Raw genomic sequence first — 18,413 nt, 5'->3', positions numbered from 1 at the left:
CTGTCCTGGTCAAAGCTGCTGTTTAGTATTTACTTCCGTCCGGGTAAACGGGAATTGGATCCATCTGTCTTGGAACATCCTGCATCACCATGGGGGCGCTTCCCATATCCTTTAACTTAAACTGGCTGATTAACCCCTTAAGAATCTGTGCCTGTCCGGATAACTCCTCGCTGGCTGCTGCTGATTCCTCCGCGGTGGCTGAATTGGTCTGCACCACATTGGAGATCTGGTCTATCCCCTGGGTTATCTGGCTGATGGAGGATGCCTGCTCCTCAGATGCCCTGGAAATCTGGTCTATGGTTCTGGTTACCTTCTGGGCGCCTTCCACGCTCTCTAACAGAGTGTGGGCTGTCTCGTCTGCAATCTTAGTGCCCTTTTCCACTGCCAGAATGGAGCTCTCTATCAGCGCCGCCGTATTCTTGGATGCTTCCGCTGACTTGCTGGCAAGATTACGCACCTCATCCGCAACCACTGCAAAGCCCTTTCCTGCTTCTCCTGCGCGGGCCGCCTCCACCGCTGCGTTGAGCGCCAGTATGTTGGTCTGGAAGGCAATATCCTCAATTGTCTTGATAATCTTTCCGATCTCGCTGGAGGAGGAGCTGATTTCCTTCATCGCTTCAATCATGGTCTGCATCTGCTGGTTGCTCTCCGTCATCTTTAGCCCCACATCATCTGCCAGCTTGTTGACATTGTGCGCATTCTCCGCGTTAGACTTCACCTGATTGGAGATTTCATTGATCGTGGCGGCCAGCTCCTCCACTGAGGAGGCCTGTTCCGTGGCTCCCTGGGAAAGGGCCTGGGAACCGGACGCAACCTGGTCACTGCCGGATGCCACCTGGTCCGCAGACTGGTTAATCTGTCCCAATACAGATGAAAGCTTGTCAATGATCTGATACATGGATGTTGCCAGCTGTGCAAATTCGCCTACATAAAGCTCTTTGGCCTTAGAATCCACACTGAAATCCCCATTACCCAGAGCCGACAGCCCCATTCCCATATCCTGTATAATCCCCTTAAAATTATGGGTCAGGGTCCTCATGCTCTCAGAGAGGCTGCCCAGTTCATCCTCTGAAACGTAGCTGATCGACACCTCAAGATCTCCCGCAGACATCTTTTTAGCTGCTTCCTCAATCTCGCTGATTGGCCTGGTGAGGGCTTTTGTGATATAAATGGCAAGTGTGACCGTCAGTGCCAGAGCCAATGCAGCTATGGTGATCAGAAATACCAGGGCAGAGGTCTGGGCCTTGGCGGACTGAGAATAGTCCTCGGCCGCGATCGCAGTGGTATCAGAATCAGCTTTGTTCATTAAATTCATAAATTCCAGCATTAATGGCTGGTATTTAGTAAAAAGCAGGTCAGCCGCTTCTGTATTCTTATTCTGTCCTGCCAGGTCAAGAATCTCTATCCGGTATGGCTTTGCCTCTTCCAGAATTTTCTGGGCCTGGTCAAGCACCGCCTTATCACCTCTGAAATTCTGCCGTAAATAGTCGAATCCCGGAGACAATGTATTAAATTGTTCATTGGCCTGGGTAATATAATTCTGTGTTTCAGCAGCATCATCCGTAAGCATGCTGATTGCTATACACTTTAAGCCTGTCTGGGTAGCACGGCACATATCGGTTGTCTTATTGGAAACCGGGTATCCCACTGTGTAGAAATCTCCAAAATTCTTACCGGAGTTGCTCAGACTCATAATTGATACCATAAGTGAAATTAAAAAAAGTATAATGATAACTCCAAATGTAACAATTAATTTTTTTCCAATTTTTAAATTCTTCATAAAATTCATAAATCGACTCTCCTTAGTAATCATGCCCCGATGATTGGGGGCATGGCAGTCTATGCATTCTGCAAATCATCTGTTTGTATGGCTGCTCTGTTACTCCTTCCGGTCTCAGCCATTCATCGCTGATTATACTCTCCCACTCAACAGCATGGTTGACTATAAAAATAGTTTGCATATTTCCCCCTTTTACGCCATTTTTAGCAGAACCATGGGAACAAATTACCGGCCTGAACCATGGCTGGACAAGTTTGCCGGTATTTGTCCCCGCCCTGTGTGAATATGCCAAACCAGCACACAAGGTATATGCTATATATCGGCATGAAAAGCTAAATTATAAATGATTTATTTTATTCAATGGCGTTCTACCGATGGATTCTTTCTCATAAAGATTAAAAAACCACCTATCCAGCTTTTTCCAGGAGAATGTCCCATGAACAATATTCAATATAATATCCGCGCAAACCCGGATTCTTTTCCGGTTGCGCACTCAAACTGGTATCCTCCCGTTGCTGTTCTGGAAAAGAACCAGCAATACGCCCAGATCCTTATGGCGGATTTAGCCTCAACCGCCAGCGAAATGACCACGGTACACCAGTATCTGTATCAATCCTGGACCATCAATGATCGTCATCAAAACATCCGCCGTGTCATTCAACGCATAGCCATCGTTGAACAGCACCACTTTTCCATAATCGGACAGCTCATTCACCTTCTTGGAGGCCAGCCCGAATGCCGTTCGTCCAGGCCCAATTCCTATTGGTGCGGGAATATGGTAAGTTACAGCTGTGAACTCCCTGCAATATTGTCTGATAATGCCCGGTCAGAACAGTTTGCAGCTCAGGCATACGCGGCCCAATCAAAAGAAATCAAAGACCCTCATGTTTCTAAAATGCTTGCAAGGTTATCATTAGACGAAAAACTGCATTATAAAATTTTTAGTGATTATCTGTCTCAAATTGAATGAACCTATCCGCCGTCCCAGGTTTTGATGGGGCGGTTTATTTAAATGGATTTCCTGCATCTAAATCAAAAAAGGGGATGGTGCAAAATCAGGTAACCAATCTGGTTTTGCACCATCCCCTTTTTTGTCGTTTTTTTGCGGAATAAGGGAAACGTTACTTCTTGAAAACGCGAAGAGGATAAACGGGACAGCGGAAAAGATAATATGAAAACATGTTAAGCATATGTTAATAAAATGATAAAATGGCAAAAAAATACCGAAAAATTATGCAAAATAACAATAAAGTCAACCTCCGCATCTTGACACCGGCAGAATAATATAGTAAGATGAAAATATGATAAGGGAAACGTTTCACTAAAATGTATCAGGAGGTTTATTATGAAGACAAAAAAGGCGTATTCGTTGGCACTGGCAGCTGTCATGGCATCATCCGTACTGTGGGGGTGCGGTTCTTCCTCAACTGACCCGGGGACTGGAGCAGCTGAAGCTTCAGACAGCGGGACAAAGGAGGCCGGGGGAGGGCAGACCCTGCGGGTGACTGTTCAGGCGTGGATGATGGGGAAATATGATTTTGAGAGGATTGCAAAGGAATTTGAGGAAGAGAATCCGGGCGTAAAAGTAGTCTATAACCAGGTGGACAATGTGGACGTGACCTCCAGCATGCTGGAGTGGTCCCAGGGAAAGACAAACTGCGATTTAGCCTTGGGCGGCGACCGCTCTGAGACGGTTCCGTACGCTGCCAATGATTATGTGGTGGAGTTTACGGACGAGAACTTCTTTAACGGGGATTTTACCAAGGATAAGTTCATCGAGTCATTTCTGGAAAGCGGAAATGCTGACGGAGTACAGTACATGATTCCGCTGCTGGGAGAAGTCTTGGGATGCGTGGTAAATATACCGATGATGCAGGAGGCCGGCTACGTGGCAGAGGACCAGACTGTCACTGCCCCGGCAGACTGGAATGAGATGTACGAATATGCAAAGAACCTGACAAAGGACGGACAGACCGGCCTGGCGATTGACTGGGGCAACAACATGGCGGTAAAGGCCTACGACGCATGCGTCATGGGAGCCAACGGAAACTTGTACGAGTCAGACGGAAATACATTGAACTTCACGGCCGGGCCCGTCAAAAACATGCTCCAGGTATGGCAGGATTTAGTAAAGGACGGCTATACCACCACGGATGTATTCGCGGATGCCGATGCAAACAGGACAAATTTCAAGGCCGGAAGGGTAGCCATGCACATTGCCCCGGCTTCCAGATGGATTGAGGCAGGGGAGCTTCTGGGGGCAGAGAATGTAGGCGTTATGCCCATACCGGGCACAGATACCCATGGTTCTGTTTCCTACATACATGGCGCCGTTATTCCCAAGGCATCTGAAAACCAGGAGCTGGCCATTAAATTCATCAAGGATAAGCTTTTGCAGGAACAGTTCCAGGCTGATTCCATGAATTCCTACGGCAAGATGTCACCCATGAAGGCCCATTACGAGAAACTGGATAATCCATATTGGCCAACCGTACTTGATTTCACAGAAAAAGCAACGACGCCTCCTCTGTACAAGGACTACACAAAGCTGGATACCAACATGCAGATAGAGCTTCAGAAGATGCTGTCAGGCGGTTCCACGGTTGATGAGTTTTCTGCCAATATGAGTAAGTTCATGACGACCATTGACCTGAGCACTGGTATGAACAAATAAAACCAGCCGGCAGGGCCGGTTCAATGACAGTCTTTGCATTGGCCGGTTTTCCTGCCGCTATCATAGAAATAGGATGAGGTGGAATATGGGGAATAAAAAAAGTGTGGGCGTGCAGCTGAAAAAGATGATACCCGGCTATGCGTTTGCAGCTCCGGGGGTTATATTTGTGGCTGTTTACATGGGGTATCCGCTGTTACGCTCGCTTTACCTGAGCTTTACCAATTACAATTTTGCCTTTGACAAGAAGCCGGTATTCGCAGGTCTTTCCAACTTTGCAAAGATGTTTTCCGATGCATATTTTATGGATTCCCTGAGAAATACCGTGGTATTTTCGCTGCTGTTTTTCCCGTCCATCATGATTATTTCCCTGATAATCGCCATGCTTTTAGACAAGGGCGTCAGGGGATCGGGAATCTTTCGCACCTGCGTATTTGTATCCATGGTGGTGCCGCTTTCCCTGACCGGCATTATTTTCCAGTGGATTTTAAACAACCAGTATGGCCTTCTCAACAGCGTGCTCAGGGAAATGCTGCACCTGGACACATGGGCCCACAACTGGCTGGGAGAAGGAAAATGGGCCATGTTTTCCATCGTAATTGTCAGCTTATGGAAAAATATGGGAATGCTTGTTATTTTCTTTATGGCAGGCCTTGCAGGAATCCCATCGGATATCATCGAATCCGCCAAGATTGACGGGGCCAATGCATTCCAGAGGATTTTCAGGATTATTCTGCCTAATCTGAAGGAAAGCTATGTAATCTGCGGCCTGTGGGCCATTATCCAGTCCGTGAAGGTGTTTGAACAGCCCTTCGTCATGACAAACGGCGGGCCGGGCACATCCACCCTGGTTCTATACCAGTACACATGGATGAACGCGTTTAAATATTACGAGATGGGCTATGCGTCTGCCATCGGTTATTTTATGGGGGCGGTTATCCTGATCTTGTCATGTATCAATCTTTACATCAACAGGACAAAGGATGAGGATGAAGTGAAACGGAAAAAGACCGGAAAAAGGAGGAACAGGGCATGAGTATTAAGAAAAACGCCGGCAGCATAGCCGTGTTTATATTGCTGTTCGTCATATCCTTTATTTTCATTATTCCCTTCATATGGACGATGCTCACCTCGCTAAAGCCGGATGAAGAGATATATTCGTCAGTCCTTACCTTTCTTCCTGTAAATCCCTATCTGGGCCACTATACGGGTATTTTTACAAAACTGGGCAACTTCTTTAAATATTTTTCCAATTCCGTTGTGGTATCCTTTTGGAGCGTGCTGTTCAATGTGCTTTTCGCAGCCACCCTGGGATATTCCTTTTCCAAGTTTCAGTATTGGGGAAGGGACCTGTTCCTTGGATTTGTTCTGCTAATCATCACCCTGCCCTATGTTATTTACCTGATACCGATTTACATTATGCAGTCGCGTTTTGACCTGATTGATACCAGGCTTGGCCTCATACTTCCGTATATTGCAACCAACCTGCCCATGTCCGTATTCATCATGAGAGGACAGTTTAACGGCGTTCCCAACGAGATGATGGAAGCAGCCAGAATTGACGGGGCAGGCCAGTGGCAGACCTTCAGTCGTGTGATGCTGCCCATCGTGAAGCCCGGAATCGCCACGGTCATCATCATGACATTTATCTCAGTGTGGGGAGAGTTTACATACGCCAGAACCCTGTGCACCACGGCAAAATCCCAGACCCTTGCAGTAGGCATCACTTTCCTGCGGGATGAGGCTGCTTCGTGGCAGTACGGTACCCTGACAGCAACCATTATCCTGTCCCTGATTCCTGTGCTGGCAATCTTTTTGTCCATGCAGAAATATTTTATCAAGGGAATCATGGCAGGAGCAGTGAAAGGATAGGAGACAGCTTATGAAAATCGTAAAATTTGAAACCTGGTGGGTTAAACGAAATAAGTGCCTGTTTGATGAAAAACGCAAGGGCAAGAGCAGTATGGATTGGGATGTGGTGGTGCTTAAGCTGACAACGGATAACGGATACGAGGGAATCGCAACAGCCCTGGCAGCGCGGTCAGGCCGGGTGACGGAAAGCTATCTGCACGATAATATTGCTCCGGTGGTTCTGGGTGCCTCTCCCTATGACAGGGAAAAAATATGGCATGAGCTGTGGAACATTGACCGGCACCTGACCTTTTTTCCTGTATATCTGCCGGGCCCGGTGGATGTGGCTCTGTGGGATATCTGCGCCAAGGCAGCAGGACTTCCGCTCTATCAATACATAGGCGCCTACCGCCGGTCTCTGCCTGTATATGCCAGCGGGCTGTTCCATGAGGACCCGCAGGAGTATGTGCGGGAGGCCCTCTATTACAAATCCAGGGGAATCAACTGTTATAAAGCCCATCCCTCCGGTCCCTGTGAGCTGGATATGGAAATCCACGAGAATATACGCAAGGCAGTGGGACCGGATATGAAGCTCATGAGCGACCCTGTGGCGGAATATACACTGGAAGAAGCAGTCAGGGTGGGAAGGCACCTGGAGAAGCTGGGGTATGAATGGCTGGAGGAACCCTTCCGGGATTTTGAACTGAACAAATATACCCAGCTGTGTGCCGCCCTGGATATTCCCATTGCCGCCACGGAGACTACCAGGGGATGTCACTGGGGGGTGGCGCAGGTCATCAACCAGAAGGCGGCGGATATTGTCAGGGCCGATGTGTCATGGAAATGCGGGGTTACGGGAACTTTGAAAATAGCACACCTGGCAGAAAGCTTCGGAATGCAGTGCGAGATTCATACCACGACCATGAATTACATGGACCTGGTAAACCTTCACGTTTCCTGCGCCATACGCAATTGCAGATATTTTGAGTATTTTGTGCCGGAAGAGGATTTCATGTTCCCCATGAAGGGACGTCTTCCCATTGATGAGAAAGGGATAATTACAGTTCCTGACAAGCCGGGAATCGGCGGAGAACTGGACTGGGAGCTGATTGAACGAAATTGTGTTTCCCATCAGATGGAGGTGTTGGAATGATGGAATTGGCGGGTAAGACGGGAATTATTACAGGCGGATCCAGCGGACTTGGGTTTGCCGCGGCCAATGTTCTGGCTGAGGCAGGGGCAGTGGTGTATGCTGTCAGCCGGAGCGGCAGGCCGAAGCTGGAAGGGGAGACCAGCCATGAAAATGTGATTCATCTGGCGGCGGATGTAAGCGATTATAAGGAGATGGGGGAACTAACAGAGAGAATCGGCCGTGAACACGGCATTGATTTTCTGGTAAACAACGCGGGAATCACGGTAAAGAGCCTGGCGCAGGATGTTTCGGACGCAGATTTTGAGAAGGTGCTCCAGGTAAACGTAAGCAGTGTGTTTAAGCTGTGCACCTTGTGCTACCCCTATTTAAGACAGTCTCCCAACAGGGGCAGAATCGTGAACATCACTTCCATGGCAGCCCATCTGGGGTTTTCGGAGGTGGTGCCCTACTGTACCAGCAAGGGAGCTGTGCTGTCCATGACAAGGGGGCTGGCGGTGGAATGGGCCCAGGATGGTATCAATGTAAACTCGGTTGCACCCGGATGGTTTCCCTCGGAGATGAGCCGCAAGGTCATGGACGAAGAGAGGAAGCAGAAAATACTGGCCAGAATGCCGGTGCACTGTTTCGGCAATCCCAGGGATATCGGCGCCATGGTCAAGTTCCTGGTGTCAGATGAATCAGAGTATATAACCGGACAGGACTTCGCCGTGGACGGCGGGGCTTTAAGCTTCGGTTATTAGCAGAGGAGGTAATGTCATGAAATTGTGGAATGATGAAAATGAAAAATTCGCCCTGATGAGGGAGAAGCTCTATACACCCGTGGTGGGCGACATACTGGACGAACTGGGATATTATCACCAGTTTCTGCCCCAGGATATCCGGCCTCTGCGCGAGGATATGAAGCTGGCGGGAAAGGCCATGACCGTGCTGATGACAGATGTGTACGGACCGCAGAAAAAGCCCTTTGGGCTTCTGACGGAGGCGCTGGACCAGCTGAAGGAAAATGAGATATATATTGCTGCGGGCGGAACCAAACGGTGCGCCTACTGGGGAGAGCTTCTGACTGCAGCGGCCAGAACCAGGAAGGCGTCCGGCGCCGTGGTGAACGGGTGGCACAGGGATACGCCCCAGGTGCTGTCCCAGAACTGGCCGGTATTTTCCTGCGGCTGTTATGCCCAGGATTCCAGCGTCCGCACCCAGGTGGTGGATTTTAGGTGCGACATTGAGATAGGACAGGTAAGGATTCATGACGGGGATTTAATTTTCGGTGATGTGGACGGAGTGCTGGTCATTCCCAGGGAAGCAGCGGATGAGGTACTTATAAAGGCCCTTAAAAAGGCTGCCGGGGAAAAGACGGTGAGAAAGGCCATCGAGGACGGTATGAGCGCCACGGATGCATTTGCGAAATTCGGTATTTTGTAGAGGAGGGACGACGGGCCGGATGGATGGAACAATGGAAATAATGCAAAGGGCATTTCAGATTGAACAAAAAGACAATGTGGCCACTGCCCTGGAGGAGCTCATCCCCGGTGCGCTAAGGCTTCTGGGCGATGGATGCATGAGGGAAGCCGAGGCTGTTCAGAAGATACCAAAAGGCCATAAAATCGCTCTCCAAAACATAAGGGCCGGGGAGGATGTCATAAAATACGGGGTGCGCATTGCCAGGGCATCAAAGGACATAAGGGCCGGGGAATGGGTCCATCTTCACAATATCCGCAGCGTGTACGATGAGCGCTCCAGCCACCTGGACGTGATGACCGGAGCGCCCAAGGATACCAGATATGAGTAGGAGGCAGGCGATGGATAACCTTAAAAGGGAATATAGCTGGATGGGCTATGTGAGGAAGAACGGCGCAATGGGAATACGCAATAAGGTGCTGGTCATCTACACCGTGGAGTGCGCTTCTTTTGTGGCCAGGGAAATCGTAAGACTTGCAGGGGACCCGGAGACAGAGGTGGTCGGATTTTCGGGCTGTACGGATAATGAATATGCGGTGCGCCTTCTGATTGCCCTGATACGCCATCCCAATGTGGGCGCTGTGCTGACAGTCGGGCTGGGGTGCGAGTATGTGCAGCCGGAATGGCTGGCGGACATAGCCGGGAAGGAGGGAAAGGAAGCCGCCTGGATGTTCATTCAGCAGGAGGGCGGAACCAGAAAGACCATAGAGAAGGGCCTGGCTGTTGTGGGGCTGATGCGGGAACGGCTTAAGGATACCAAAAGAAAACCCATGGGAATCCGGGATTTAATCATAGGGGCAGAGTGCGGAGGGTCTGATTACACCAGCGGGCTGGCCGGAAATGTGGTGGTGGGACGGTTTTTCGACCGGCTGACCGATTTGGGAGGAACGGCCATTTTTGAGGAAATCGTGGAGGCCATAGGCCTTAAGGAGATGCTGGTGGGGCGCGCTGCAAATGAAAGGGCCAGGCAGGAGATTGGGGATACATATGATAAGGCCCTGGAGTACTGCAAATCCGTGCGCCAGTATTCGGTCAGCCCGGGTAATTTTGCGGGAGGGCTGTCCACCATTGAAGAAAAAAGCATGGGAGCCCTCATAAAAAGCGGAAGCAGACCCATTGAGGGAGTTCTTAAGGTGGGGGTTAAGCCGCCTCATCCCGGTCTGTGGCTGTTGGATTCCACGCCGGATCCATACTGGATGCAGTTTGGAATCACCAATCCCAATGACAGCGAAGGGCTGATGGATTTGGCTGCATGCCACAGCCATATTGTATTTCTGGTAACAGGCAGGGGAAATGTGGTGGGATCCGCTGTGGTTCCCTGTATTAAAATCACGGGAAACTCTGCTACCTACAGGGCCATGGAGGAGGATATGGACTTTGACGCCGGGCCGGTGCTGGAGGGGCGCTGCTCTCAGGATGAGATGGCACAAAGGCTTCTCAAAATGGCGGCAGAGGTGGCTTCCGGCACAAAGAGCAAAAGCGAGGTGCTGGGCCACAAAGAGTATTTTATACCGTATAAATATCAGGACAGGGACGCAACGAAAAAATGCAGGGAGGCATAGGCAATGTTTGATACAGGAAGTTATTTTTCATTAGAGGGGCAGACCGCAATTGTTACAGGCGGCACCACCGGACTGGGGCTTGCAATCACCAGGTGCATGGTGGGGGCAGGCGCAAAGGTGGCGGTGCTGAGCTATGAGAGCCGGGAACAGGGGCGGGAAGCCTTAAAGGAGTTTGGGGGAAAGGCTGTGTTTTATCAGTTTGACATAACGGACACAGACCATACCCAGGAGATGGCGGACCGGGTCATAGCGGAGCAGGGGCCGGTGACCATCCTGGTGAACAATGCGGGAAACCATTGCAAGAAATACATTGAGGACATGACGGTGGAGGATTACGTAAACGTGCTGAACGTACACCTGGTGGGCGCTTTTGCGCTGACGAAGGCACTGTTCCCCCACATGAAGGAGCAGGGGAAGGGAAGCATCCTGTTCCAGGCCAGCATGACCAGCTACATCGGCCAGCCGCAGGTGGCAGGCTATGCCACGGCCAAGGCAGGTTATCTGGGCCTGGTGCATACCCTGGCAGCAGAAGGCGGTCCTTACGGGGTGCGCGTCAACGCCATTGCGCCGGGATGGATTGATACGCCCATGTTCCATAAGGCCACGGACGGGGACCCGGTCCGTTTGGGGAAAATCCTGGGACGGATTCCCATGCAGAAGGTGGGAAGCGTGACAGATATAGGTATGGCTGCCGTATTTTTAAGCAGTGACGCGGCCGGATACATATCAGGCACCTGCCTGCCGGTGGATGGAGGTGCTCTGATTGGGTTCTGATTGTTTTTCCGAGGAGTTTCTTCTGACAAACCCCACGGGAAGCCGGCTGTACCACAGCTATGGGGAGAGGCTTCCCATTGTGGATTACCACTGCCATCTGGAGGCCAGGGAAATCTGTGAAAACAGGGAGTTCAAGGATTTGGGTGAAATGTGGCTGGCTCATGACCATTATAAATGGAGGGCCATGCGCACATTCGGAATCAGCGAGGAGTATATCACCGGAACAAAAAGCTACTATGAAAAATTTCTGAAATTTGCGCAGATCATGCCCTATCTTGCAGGCAATCCCCTTTATATATGGTGCGCCCTGGAGCTGAAGCGGTACTTTGACATAGAGGAACCCCTTGGACCGGATAATGCGGAGGAGATTTACCGGCGCACCAACCAGCGGATCAGGCAGCTTCACATGACGCCCGGATGGTGTCTGGAACGGTCCGGGGTAGAACTGCTCAGCACCACGGAGGATCCGGCGGACAGCCTGGAATATCACATGAAAATAAAGGAGAATGCAGTTTTAAAGACGCGCATTCTCACGGCCTTCAGGCCTGACAGGGCATTTTACTGCGAGCGGAAGACATTTTCGGATTATATGAAAATCCTTTCCCAGGCAGCGGGGCAGGAAATCGTGGATTTTTCCTCCATGATGGGAGCGCTGGAACAACGTCTGGCATTTTTTGCGGAATTTGGAACAACGGTCAGCGACAACGGCATTGCCCACATTGCGTGGGAGGAATACACCGGGGCCCAGGCGGAGGACATTTTTCAAAAGGCTGCGGCTGGGGAGCAGTTATCAGAGGTGGAAATAAACAGGTATAAATCCGCGTTCCTGATTGAAATGGCAAAGCTCTATAAAAAATATCATTTTGTGATGCAGCTTCATATCGGTACCTATCTGGACGCCAATCACAGGAAGGTGCAGGAAATCGGGCAGTCCACAGGTTTTGACTGTGTGGATGACTCCACGTCCGTAAAATCCGTGGGACGTATCCTGGACCGGCTGACAGAGCTTGATCAGCTTCCAAAGACAATTCTGTATCCCTTAAACCCTGCGCAGATGGAACCCTTTGCCGTTCTGGCAGCAGGCTTCTGCGACGGCACGGTAAGGGGGAAGGTACAGCTGGGCGCTCCCTGGTGGTTCAACGACCAGCCCTTCGGCATCATGCGCCAGTTTGGCGGAGCAGGGAATCTGTATCCCCTGAGCCTGTCCGTTGGGATGCTGACGGATTCCAGGAGTTTTTTAAGTTATCCGCGCCATGAGCTTTACCGCCGCTGTCTCTGCAGCTATCTGGGAGAACTGGTGGAGCGCGGAGAATATTTCTCCGGCGAGAAATATCTGAAGGAAATAATAGAAGGAATATGCTACAGGAATGTAAAAGAATACTTTGGATGGTGAGAACATGACTGCAGGTAAAATGAATGTAAAAGAAAAGATAAAGGATATACATTTTTACAGGGCTGTGTCTGATATCAGCAGACCCATTGCGGATTCCACACACACAATCATCCAAATCGGTTTTTATATTGTGGAGCTGATGACAGCGGAGGGTGTAAGGGGCCAGGGGTATGTGCTGTCCTTCCACTATTCTCCGGGAGCAATGGAGGGAGCGCTCAGGGATGTCTGCAGCTTTATCAGCGCGGGAGAGTACGCTGTATATGATACGGTGCTGGCCAGGGCTGACTGGGACCGGGAGGCGGAATACTTTGGCAATACGGGAATCAACAACTGCGCCATTGCTGCCGTGAACCTGGCCATGTGGGATGCCTGGGGACATACATGCCGCCAGCCGGTGTGGAAGATGCTGGGGGCCAACCGGAGAAGGATACCTGTATACGGCAGCGGCGGCTGGATTTCCTACACGGACCAGGAACTGCTGGAGGAAGTGCTGGATTATAAAAAGAGAGGTTTTAAGGCCGTTAAAATCAAGGTTGGTTCGGGAAGCATCGAACGGGATGCGGAACGTCTGGCAAAGTGCAGGGAGGCGCTGGGGGGCAGTGTGAAAATCATGATGGACGCCAATCAGGGATTCAATGTGCCGGATGCGCTGGAGCTGGCCCGCAGGGCTTCCTCCATGGGAATACAGTGGTTTGAGGAGCCGGTGGTCCACACGGACTATGCCGGATACCAGCTTTTGAGAAACCAGTGCGGTATTGCGCTGGCCATGGGGGAGCGGGAATATGATTTTGAGGCTTTAAAACAGCTTTCAGTGCGCAACGCCCTGGATTTATGGCAGCCGGACATCGTCAGGCTGGGAGGGGTGGAGGCGTGGAGGGAATCCGCTGCCCTGGCTGAGGCCTTCGGATTGCCGGTCCTGCCCCATTATTATAAGGATTACGATGTCCCACTGCTGTGTACGGTCAGGAGTCCTTATGGAGCAGAGTCCTTTGACTGGATTGACGGCATCATAGATAATGCCATGGAGATAGAAAACGGATTTGCCAGTCCCAGGGAAGGGGACGGATGGGGATTTCGTTTCAGGGAGGAGTGTATGACAGAAGTATAGGAATTGAGTTGGGATTTGCCGCCGGACAGGAACTGATATCACATCGGTTTTCCCTGCCCGGCGTTTTTTTCGTTTACGGGTCCGTTAAAATAATTGCAATACTGGAATATCATTCCTTGAAACAAGGTACTTTATATGATAAAATGGGGAAAGAATTCATGCAAAGTGAAAAACTCGTAACAAAGGAGAACATTATGATAAGCCAGTTAATTGAAAAAATAAAGAAAACCAATGCCCCAATCTGCGTAGGACTGGATCCCATGCTGTCCTATGTGCCGGAACATGTGGTAAAGAAATCCCTGGATGCTTACGGAGAGACTCTGGAGGGGGCTGCTGATGCCATCTGGCAATTTAATAAGGAAATCATTGACCATACATTTGACCTGATACCGGCTGTAAAACCGCAGATTGCCATGTATGAGCAGTTCGGCATCGAAGGACTGACCGTATATAAGAGGACTGTGGACTACTGCCATGAAAAGGGACTGATTGTTATTGGCGACGCCAAGAGAGGCGATATCGGCTCCACATCCGCTGCCTATGCAGCAGGCCATCTTGGCAGGGTGCAGGTGGGAAGCAAATCCTTAAGCGGATTCAATGTGGATATACTTACTGTAAACCCATATCTGGGAACAGACGGCGTGAAGCCATTTGTGGATGTATGCAGGAGTGAGGACAAGGGTCTTTTCGTTCTGGTCAAGACCTCCAATCCGTCCAGCGGCGAATTCCAGGACCGCCTGATTGACGGTAAGCCCCTCTATGAGTGGGTGGCCGCCAAAGTGGAGGAGTGGGGTGCCGGCTGTATGGACGGTGAGTACAGCAATGTGGGCGCTGTTGTAGGTGCCACCTATCCTGAGATGAGCGAGATTCTGAGAAAGCTCATGCCCCACACCTATTTCCTGGTACCCGGATACGGGGCACAGGGAGGAACAGCCGCTGACCTGAAGCATTGTTTTAACCAGGACGGGCTTGGCGCTGTGGTTAACTCCTCCAGAGGAATCATTGCGGCTTACAAACAGGAAAAGTATAAGAACTTCGGGCCGGAGCACTTCGGCGAGGCATCCAGACAGGCAGTGATTGACATGGTTGCTGATATCAGCAGCGTACTGTAAGAGACAGGAGATTCATGTTATGGCAAAAGTGAAAATAACAGCAGCCGTCACGCTCCAGGAGCAGCTGGCTGCCGATATATACGATATGAGGATAAAAGCGCCTGAGATAGCGGAGTCAGCAGTTCCGGGCCAGTTTGTATCCCTTTATTCAAAAGACGGGGCCAGGATTCTTCCGCGTCCCATCAGTTTGTGCGGCATTGATAAGGAAAAGGGAGAGCTGAGGCTGGTGTACCGCATTGCGGGGGAAGGCACGAAGGAGTTCTCCGGGCTCACGGCAGGCGATACCATTGATGTCCTGGGACCTCTGGGCAATGGGTTTCCCCTGGAGGCCGGAAAAAAGGCATTTCTGATAGGCGGAGGCATCGGTGTTCCGCCTATGCTGGAACTGGCAAAAGCTCTTCATGAGCTTAACAAGGACGAAGAGGACAATCTGGTCCAGTCCGTGCTGGGATACAGAGACAGCCAGATGTTCTTAAAGGATGAATTTGAGGCATACGGTCCGGTATACGCAGCCACGGAGGACGGCAGCTTCGGAACCAGCGGAAATGTGCTGGACGCTATCCGCGAGCAGGGCCTTACGGCGGATGTCATTTACGCCTGCGGTCCCACTCCCATGCTCCGGGCACTGAAGGCATATGCGGCCGAAAAGGGGCTGGAGTGCTGGCTTTCCCTGGAAGAGAAGATGGCCTGCGGAGTAGGCGCCTGTCTGGCCTGTGTGTGCCGGTCCAAAGAGGTGGATGACCATTCACAGGTACACAATAAGCGTATATGCAAGGACGGTCCTGTGTTTAGGGCGGATGAGATTGAGCTGTAGGCATGTATAGGTGAAAGATAGCGAGGTACCGTTTAGATGAATATGAGTGTAAATATTGCCGGTGTGGAATTTAAGAATCCGGTAATGGAAGCGTCGGGCACATTTGGTTCCGGCATGGAATACAGTGAGTTTGTGGATTTAAACCGTCTGGGCGCAGTGGTTACCAAGGGTGTGGCAAGTGTGCCGTGGCCGGGCAACCCCACTCCCAGGATAGCGGAAGTATACGGCGGCATGCTCAATGCCATCGGCCTTCAGAATCCGGGCATTGACGTGTTCACAAAGAGGGATATTCCCTTTTTAAAACAGTATGACACGAAAATCGTGGTCAATGTCTGCGGAAAGACCACGGAGGAATATATTGATGTGGTGGAGCGTCTTGGGGACCAGCCGGTGGATATGCTGGAAATTAATATATCCTGTCCCAATGTAAAAGAAGGCGGTATCGCTTTCGGCCAGGACCCAAAGGCGGTGGAGGCCATTACCAGGGAGGTAAAGGCACATGCAAGGCAGCCCATCATCATGAAGCTGAGCCCCAACGTGACGGATATCACTGTCATGGCCAGGGCGGCAGAGGCTGGCGGGGCAGATGCCATTTCATTAATTAATACCCTTACAGGCATGAAGATTGACATTCACAAAAGGGCATTCGCGCTGGCCAACAGGACAGGAGGACTGTCCGGTCCTGCTGTGAAGCCGGTGGCTGTGCGCATGGTATACCAGGTTGCCCAGGCAGTGAAGGTTCCTATCATCGGCATGGGAGGAATCAGAAATGCAGATGACGCCCTGGAGTTCATACTGGCAGGCGCCACGGCTGTTGCCATCGGCACGGCCAATTTCCATAACCCCTATGCCACGGTGGAGACTGTGGATGGAATCCGGGCATATATGGAAACGTACGGTATCGGAGATATCCGGGACCTTATAGGGGCTGTGAGGTAGCACCGGCAGGGTAAGGCAGTGATAAAAGGCAGTGATAAAAGACAGTGACAAAGGCAGTTTAAAAAAGGCAGCAGCAAAAGAATTACAGAGCGGTTAAACGGCCCGTAAATACAGGAGGTTTAAGGAAGATGGAAAACTATAAGCAGGAATTTATAGATTTTATGGTGGAAAGCAGTGTGCTAAAATTTGGCGACTTCACATTAAAGAGCGGACGTAAGTCCCCGTTTTTCATGAATGCGGGAAGCTATGTCACAGGAACCCAGCTGAGAAAATTAGGAGAGTACTACGCAAAGGCCATCCATGACAATTTCGGACTGGATTTTGATGTGCTCTTTGGGCCGGCTTATAAGGGGATTCCCTTAAGCGTGGCAACCACTATGGCAATCAGTGAGCTGTACGGAAAAGACATCCGTTACTGCTCCAACCGCAAGGAGGTCAAGGACCACGGCGATACAGGCATCCTTTTGGGCAGTCCTATCAAGGACGGGGACAAGGTAGTTATCATCGAGGATGTGACCACTTCCGGCAAGTCCATCGAGGAGACATTCCCCATCATCAAGGCCCAGGGAGATGTGGAAATCAAGGGACTCATGGTTTCTTTAAACCGTATGGAGCGCGGCAAAGGCACCAGGAGCGCTCTGGATGAGATTAAGGATTTATACGGTTTCCCCACTGCCGCCATCGTTTCCATGGCAGATGTGGTGGAGCACCTCTATAATAAAGAAATAAATGGCAAGGTAGTCATCGACGATCAGATAAAGGCAGCCATCGACGCTTACTATGAGCAGTATGGAGCCCAGGCATAATGATGTTTCCAGGAAGAAAGGCGATGAATATGGAGAGAGTGTATAAAACCATGCGTAACACAGGGGCTGGCTGCATAGCATTAGGAGTCATCATAGCAGTGACCGGCCTTACGGTTGGAATCATTTCCATTGTAAATGGAGCGCTGCTGCTGAAACGAAAATCCGAAATTGAATTTTAGTAAGCGGGGCTGACAATGATAAGAAATACAACAAAGCGTCAAAAGCTGGGCTGGGTATTATTCATACTGTATCTTTGCTTTCTGGCGTATTTCATGTTTTTTTCAGAATCCTTCGGGCGCACAGACACTGACAGGGGGTACCAGTATAATCTGGTGCCCTTTAAGGAAATTACGCGGTATTTCCGGTATTATGACGTGTTGGGACCCACATTGTTCATGATTAACATGATAGGAAATGTGGCGGCCTTCATGCCTTTTGGGTTCTTTCTCCCCATTATCAGCAGACGCAGCAAAAAGTGGTACAACACGGTTATGTTCGGCTTTGTTTTCAGTCTGATGTTAGAGACTCTGCAGCTGGTGTTCAAGGTGGGAAGCTTTGATGTGGATGATATGCTGCTCAACACCCTGGGAGCAGCCGCAGGTTATCTGTGTTACCGCCTGGTACAATGGACCCGGTGCAAATTGAGAAAAAGGAGGCTTTCCCGTTGAGGCAGATTGGCGATAAGGTATCGTATGTTAGAAATCCTTTTGCAAGAAACAGCTACTATTGTCTGACCCTGGCAGTGCTGGGACTGGCTTTAGGCACGGCCAGCATGTATCTGTCTGTGGCCAGGGCGGGCCAGGGAGGCCTGAATACAGGGGCTTACGGCTTTTCCAGCCTTGCTGCAGCCCTTATGGGGCTGTGGTACGGTGTGCGCTCATTTATGGAAAAGGACCGCAATTACATACTGGCGAAAATAGGAATCAGTATCTGCGTGGTGCTGGTCATCGTGTGGGCTGTGATTATCATAACCGGTATTGTAAGATAGATGG

20 protein-coding genes are annotated in these 18,413 nt (G+C 50.5%); 19 read left to right on the top strand and 1 reads right to left on the bottom strand.

The genetic code is table 11. The features are described 5' to 3' along the window. Positions 1 to 22 precede the first annotated feature (22 nt). On the bottom strand, positions 23 to 1,789 hold the full coding sequence (locus LI015_RS17090) for a methyl-accepting chemotaxis protein (RefSeq protein WP_002565062.1): 1,767 nt from the start codon (positions 1,787 to 1,789) through the stop codon (positions 23 to 25). 427 nt (positions 1,790 to 2,216) lie between these two features. Here LI015_RS17090 and LI015_RS17085 point away from each other — a divergent pair, with 427 nt between their 5' ends. The 19 genes from LI015_RS17085 (at position 2,217) to LI015_RS16995 (ending at position 18,409) form a co-directional block, all read left to right on the top strand. Then, the gene (locus LI015_RS17085; RefSeq protein WP_002565061.1) at positions 2,217 to 2,750 is read left to right on the top strand and encodes a ferritin-like domain-containing protein; all 534 of its coding nucleotides are present in this window, start codon (positions 2,217 to 2,219) and stop codon (positions 2,748 to 2,750) included. Positions 2,751 to 3,125: 375 nt separating this feature from the next. Further along, complete coding sequence (locus LI015_RS17080) at positions 3,126 to 4,454, top strand: ABC transporter substrate-binding protein (RefSeq protein ID WP_002572791.1); 1,329 nt, start codon at positions 3,126 to 3,128, stop codon at positions 4,452 to 4,454. A gap of 85 nt (positions 4,455 to 4,539) precedes the next feature. Then, a complete protein-coding gene (locus LI015_RS17075; protein WP_002565059.1) occupies positions 4,540 to 5,487 on the top strand; it encodes a carbohydrate ABC transporter permease in 948 nt (315 codons plus the stop codon). After that, complete coding sequence (locus LI015_RS17070) at positions 5,484 to 6,323, top strand: carbohydrate ABC transporter permease (protein WP_002565058.1); 840 nt, start codon at positions 5,484 to 5,486, stop codon at positions 6,321 to 6,323. Before LI015_RS17075 ends, LI015_RS17070 begins: the two co-directional genes overlap by 4 nt. Before the next feature lie 10 nt (positions 6,324 to 6,333). Beyond that, positions 6,334 to 7,455, top strand: a complete 1,122-nt coding sequence (locus tag LI015_RS17065) for an enolase C-terminal domain-like protein (protein WP_227125799.1) — start codon at positions 6,334 to 6,336, stop codon at positions 7,453 to 7,455. Further along, positions 7,452 to 8,195, top strand: a complete 744-nt coding sequence (locus LI015_RS17060; protein WP_002565056.1) for an SDR family NAD(P)-dependent oxidoreductase — start codon at positions 7,452 to 7,454, stop codon at positions 8,193 to 8,195. Before LI015_RS17065 ends, LI015_RS17060 begins: the two co-directional genes overlap by 4 nt. A gap of 16 nt (positions 8,196 to 8,211) precedes the next feature. Further along, on the top strand, positions 8,212 to 8,877 hold the full coding sequence (locus tag LI015_RS17055; RefSeq protein ID WP_002565055.1) for an RraA family protein: 666 nt from the start codon (positions 8,212 to 8,214) through the stop codon (positions 8,875 to 8,877). Positions 8,878 to 8,896: 19 nt separating this feature from the next. Continuing rightward, positions 8,897 to 9,244, top strand: coding sequence for a UxaA family hydrolase (locus tag LI015_RS17050; RefSeq protein ID WP_002572788.1), 348 nt, complete (start codon positions 8,897 to 8,899; stop codon positions 9,242 to 9,244). A 10-nt stretch (positions 9,245 to 9,254) separates the two neighbouring features. After that, positions 9,255 to 10,475 carry a UxaA family hydrolase gene (locus tag LI015_RS17045; RefSeq protein ID WP_227125798.1) on the top strand — a complete coding sequence of 407 codons (1,221 nt, stop codon included), beginning with the start codon at positions 9,255 to 9,257 and terminating at the stop codon, positions 10,473 to 10,475. A 3-nt stretch (positions 10,476 to 10,478) separates the two neighbouring features. Continuing rightward, on the top strand, positions 10,479 to 11,249 hold the full coding sequence (locus LI015_RS17040; RefSeq protein WP_119205342.1) for an SDR family NAD(P)-dependent oxidoreductase: 771 nt from the start codon (positions 10,479 to 10,481) through the stop codon (positions 11,247 to 11,249). Continuing rightward, on the top strand, positions 11,239 to 12,642 hold the full coding sequence (gene uxaC / locus LI015_RS17035) for a glucuronate isomerase (RefSeq protein WP_119205343.1): 1,404 nt from the start codon (positions 11,239 to 11,241) through the stop codon (positions 12,640 to 12,642). The genes LI015_RS17040 and uxaC overlap by 11 nt, the downstream gene beginning before the upstream one ends. Positions 12,643 to 12,646: 4 nt before the next feature. After that, positions 12,647 to 13,750, top strand: coding sequence for a mandelate racemase/muconate lactonizing enzyme family protein (locus tag LI015_RS17030; protein WP_227125797.1), 1,104 nt, complete (start codon positions 12,647 to 12,649; stop codon positions 13,748 to 13,750). Positions 13,751 to 13,944: 194 nt separating this feature from the next. After that, positions 13,945 to 14,862: an orotidine-5'-phosphate decarboxylase gene (gene pyrF, locus LI015_RS17025; RefSeq protein WP_002572783.1), complete on the top strand. Its 918-nt coding sequence runs from the start codon at positions 13,945 to 13,947 to the stop codon at positions 14,860 to 14,862. 19 nt (positions 14,863 to 14,881) lie between these two features. Further along, positions 14,882 to 15,676, top strand: a complete 795-nt coding sequence (locus tag LI015_RS17020; RefSeq protein ID WP_002565048.1) for a dihydroorotate dehydrogenase electron transfer subunit — start codon at positions 14,882 to 14,884, stop codon at positions 15,674 to 15,676. A gap of 36 nt (positions 15,677 to 15,712) precedes the next feature. After that, complete coding sequence (locus LI015_RS17015; protein ID WP_002565047.1) at positions 15,713 to 16,615, top strand: dihydroorotate dehydrogenase; 903 nt, start codon at positions 15,713 to 15,715, stop codon at positions 16,613 to 16,615. Positions 16,616 to 16,743: 128 nt separating this feature from the next. Then, a complete protein-coding gene (gene pyrE / locus LI015_RS17010; protein ID WP_002565046.1) occupies positions 16,744 to 17,421 on the top strand; it encodes an orotate phosphoribosyltransferase in 678 nt (225 codons plus the stop codon). Beyond that, positions 17,421 to 17,600 (top strand): hypothetical protein, encoded by a 180-nt coding sequence (locus LI015_RS17005; RefSeq protein ID WP_002584185.1) that lies wholly within the window; start codon positions 17,421 to 17,423, stop codon positions 17,598 to 17,600. The genes pyrE and LI015_RS17005 overlap by 1 nt, the downstream gene beginning before the upstream one ends. Before the next feature lie 15 nt (positions 17,601 to 17,615). Beyond that, positions 17,616 to 18,089 (top strand): VanZ family protein, encoded by a 474-nt coding sequence (locus LI015_RS17000; RefSeq protein WP_002565044.1) that lies wholly within the window; start codon positions 17,616 to 17,618, stop codon positions 18,087 to 18,089. Further along, positions 18,086 to 18,409 (top strand): hypothetical protein, encoded by a 324-nt coding sequence (locus LI015_RS16995; RefSeq protein ID WP_002572780.1) that lies wholly within the window; start codon positions 18,086 to 18,088, stop codon positions 18,407 to 18,409. The genes LI015_RS17000 and LI015_RS16995 overlap by 4 nt, the downstream gene beginning before the upstream one ends. The last annotated feature ends 4 nt before the right edge of the window (positions 18,410 to 18,413 follow it).

It is taken from the genome of Enterocloster sp. 210928-DFI.2.20 (assembly GCF_020554465.1).
GTDB classification, from domain to species: Bacteria; Bacillota; Clostridia; order Lachnospirales; family Lachnospiraceae; genus Enterocloster; species Enterocloster bolteae.
Note: the sequence above shows the minus strand (reverse complement) of the source record. Positions and strands in the feature narration are given on the sequence as shown.

What these genes read in the sequence shown, in the direction of transcription:
- LI015_RS17090 (WP_002565062.1), bottom strand. Translation starts at nt 1,789, where the DNA reads ATGAATTTTATGAAGAATTTAAAAATTGGAAAAAAATTAATTGTTACA.
- LI015_RS17085 (WP_002565061.1), top strand. Translation starts at nt 2,217, where the DNA reads ATGAACAATATTCAATATAATATCCGCGCAAACCCGGATTCTTTTCCG.
- LI015_RS17080 (WP_002572791.1), top strand. Translation starts at nt 3,126, where the DNA reads ATGAAGACAAAAAAGGCGTATTCGTTGGCACTGGCAGCTGTCATGGCA.
- LI015_RS17075 (WP_002565059.1), top strand. Translation starts at nt 4,540, where the DNA reads ATGGGGAATAAAAAAAGTGTGGGCGTGCAGCTGAAAAAGATGATACCC.
- LI015_RS17070 (WP_002565058.1), top strand. Translation starts at nt 5,484, where the DNA reads ATGAGTATTAAGAAAAACGCCGGCAGCATAGCCGTGTTTATATTGCTG.
- LI015_RS17065 (WP_227125799.1), top strand. Translation starts at nt 6,334, where the DNA reads ATGAAAATCGTAAAATTTGAAACCTGGTGGGTTAAACGAAATAAGTGC.
- LI015_RS17060 (WP_002565056.1), top strand. Translation starts at nt 7,452, where the DNA reads ATGATGGAATTGGCGGGTAAGACGGGAATTATTACAGGCGGATCCAGC.
- LI015_RS17055 (WP_002565055.1), top strand. Translation starts at nt 8,212, where the DNA reads ATGAAATTGTGGAATGATGAAAATGAAAAATTCGCCCTGATGAGGGAG.
- LI015_RS17050 (WP_002572788.1), top strand. Translation starts at nt 8,897, where the DNA reads ATGGATGGAACAATGGAAATAATGCAAAGGGCATTTCAGATTGAACAA.
- LI015_RS17045 (WP_227125798.1), top strand. Translation starts at nt 9,255, where the DNA reads ATGGATAACCTTAAAAGGGAATATAGCTGGATGGGCTATGTGAGGAAG.
- LI015_RS17040 (WP_119205342.1), top strand. Translation starts at nt 10,479, where the DNA reads ATGTTTGATACAGGAAGTTATTTTTCATTAGAGGGGCAGACCGCAATT.
- LI015_RS17030 (WP_227125797.1), top strand. Translation starts at nt 12,647, where the DNA reads ATGACTGCAGGTAAAATGAATGTAAAAGAAAAGATAAAGGATATACAT.
- pyrF (WP_002572783.1), top strand. Translation starts at nt 13,945, where the DNA reads ATGATAAGCCAGTTAATTGAAAAAATAAAGAAAACCAATGCCCCAATC.
- LI015_RS17020 (WP_002565048.1), top strand. Translation starts at nt 14,882, where the DNA reads ATGGCAAAAGTGAAAATAACAGCAGCCGTCACGCTCCAGGAGCAGCTG.
- LI015_RS17015 (WP_002565047.1), top strand. Translation starts at nt 15,713, where the DNA reads ATGAATATGAGTGTAAATATTGCCGGTGTGGAATTTAAGAATCCGGTA.
- pyrE (WP_002565046.1), top strand. Translation starts at nt 16,744, where the DNA reads ATGGAAAACTATAAGCAGGAATTTATAGATTTTATGGTGGAAAGCAGT.
- LI015_RS17005 (WP_002584185.1), top strand. Translation starts at nt 17,421, where the DNA reads ATGATGTTTCCAGGAAGAAAGGCGATGAATATGGAGAGAGTGTATAAA.
- LI015_RS17000 (WP_002565044.1), top strand. Translation starts at nt 17,616, where the DNA reads ATGATAAGAAATACAACAAAGCGTCAAAAGCTGGGCTGGGTATTATTC.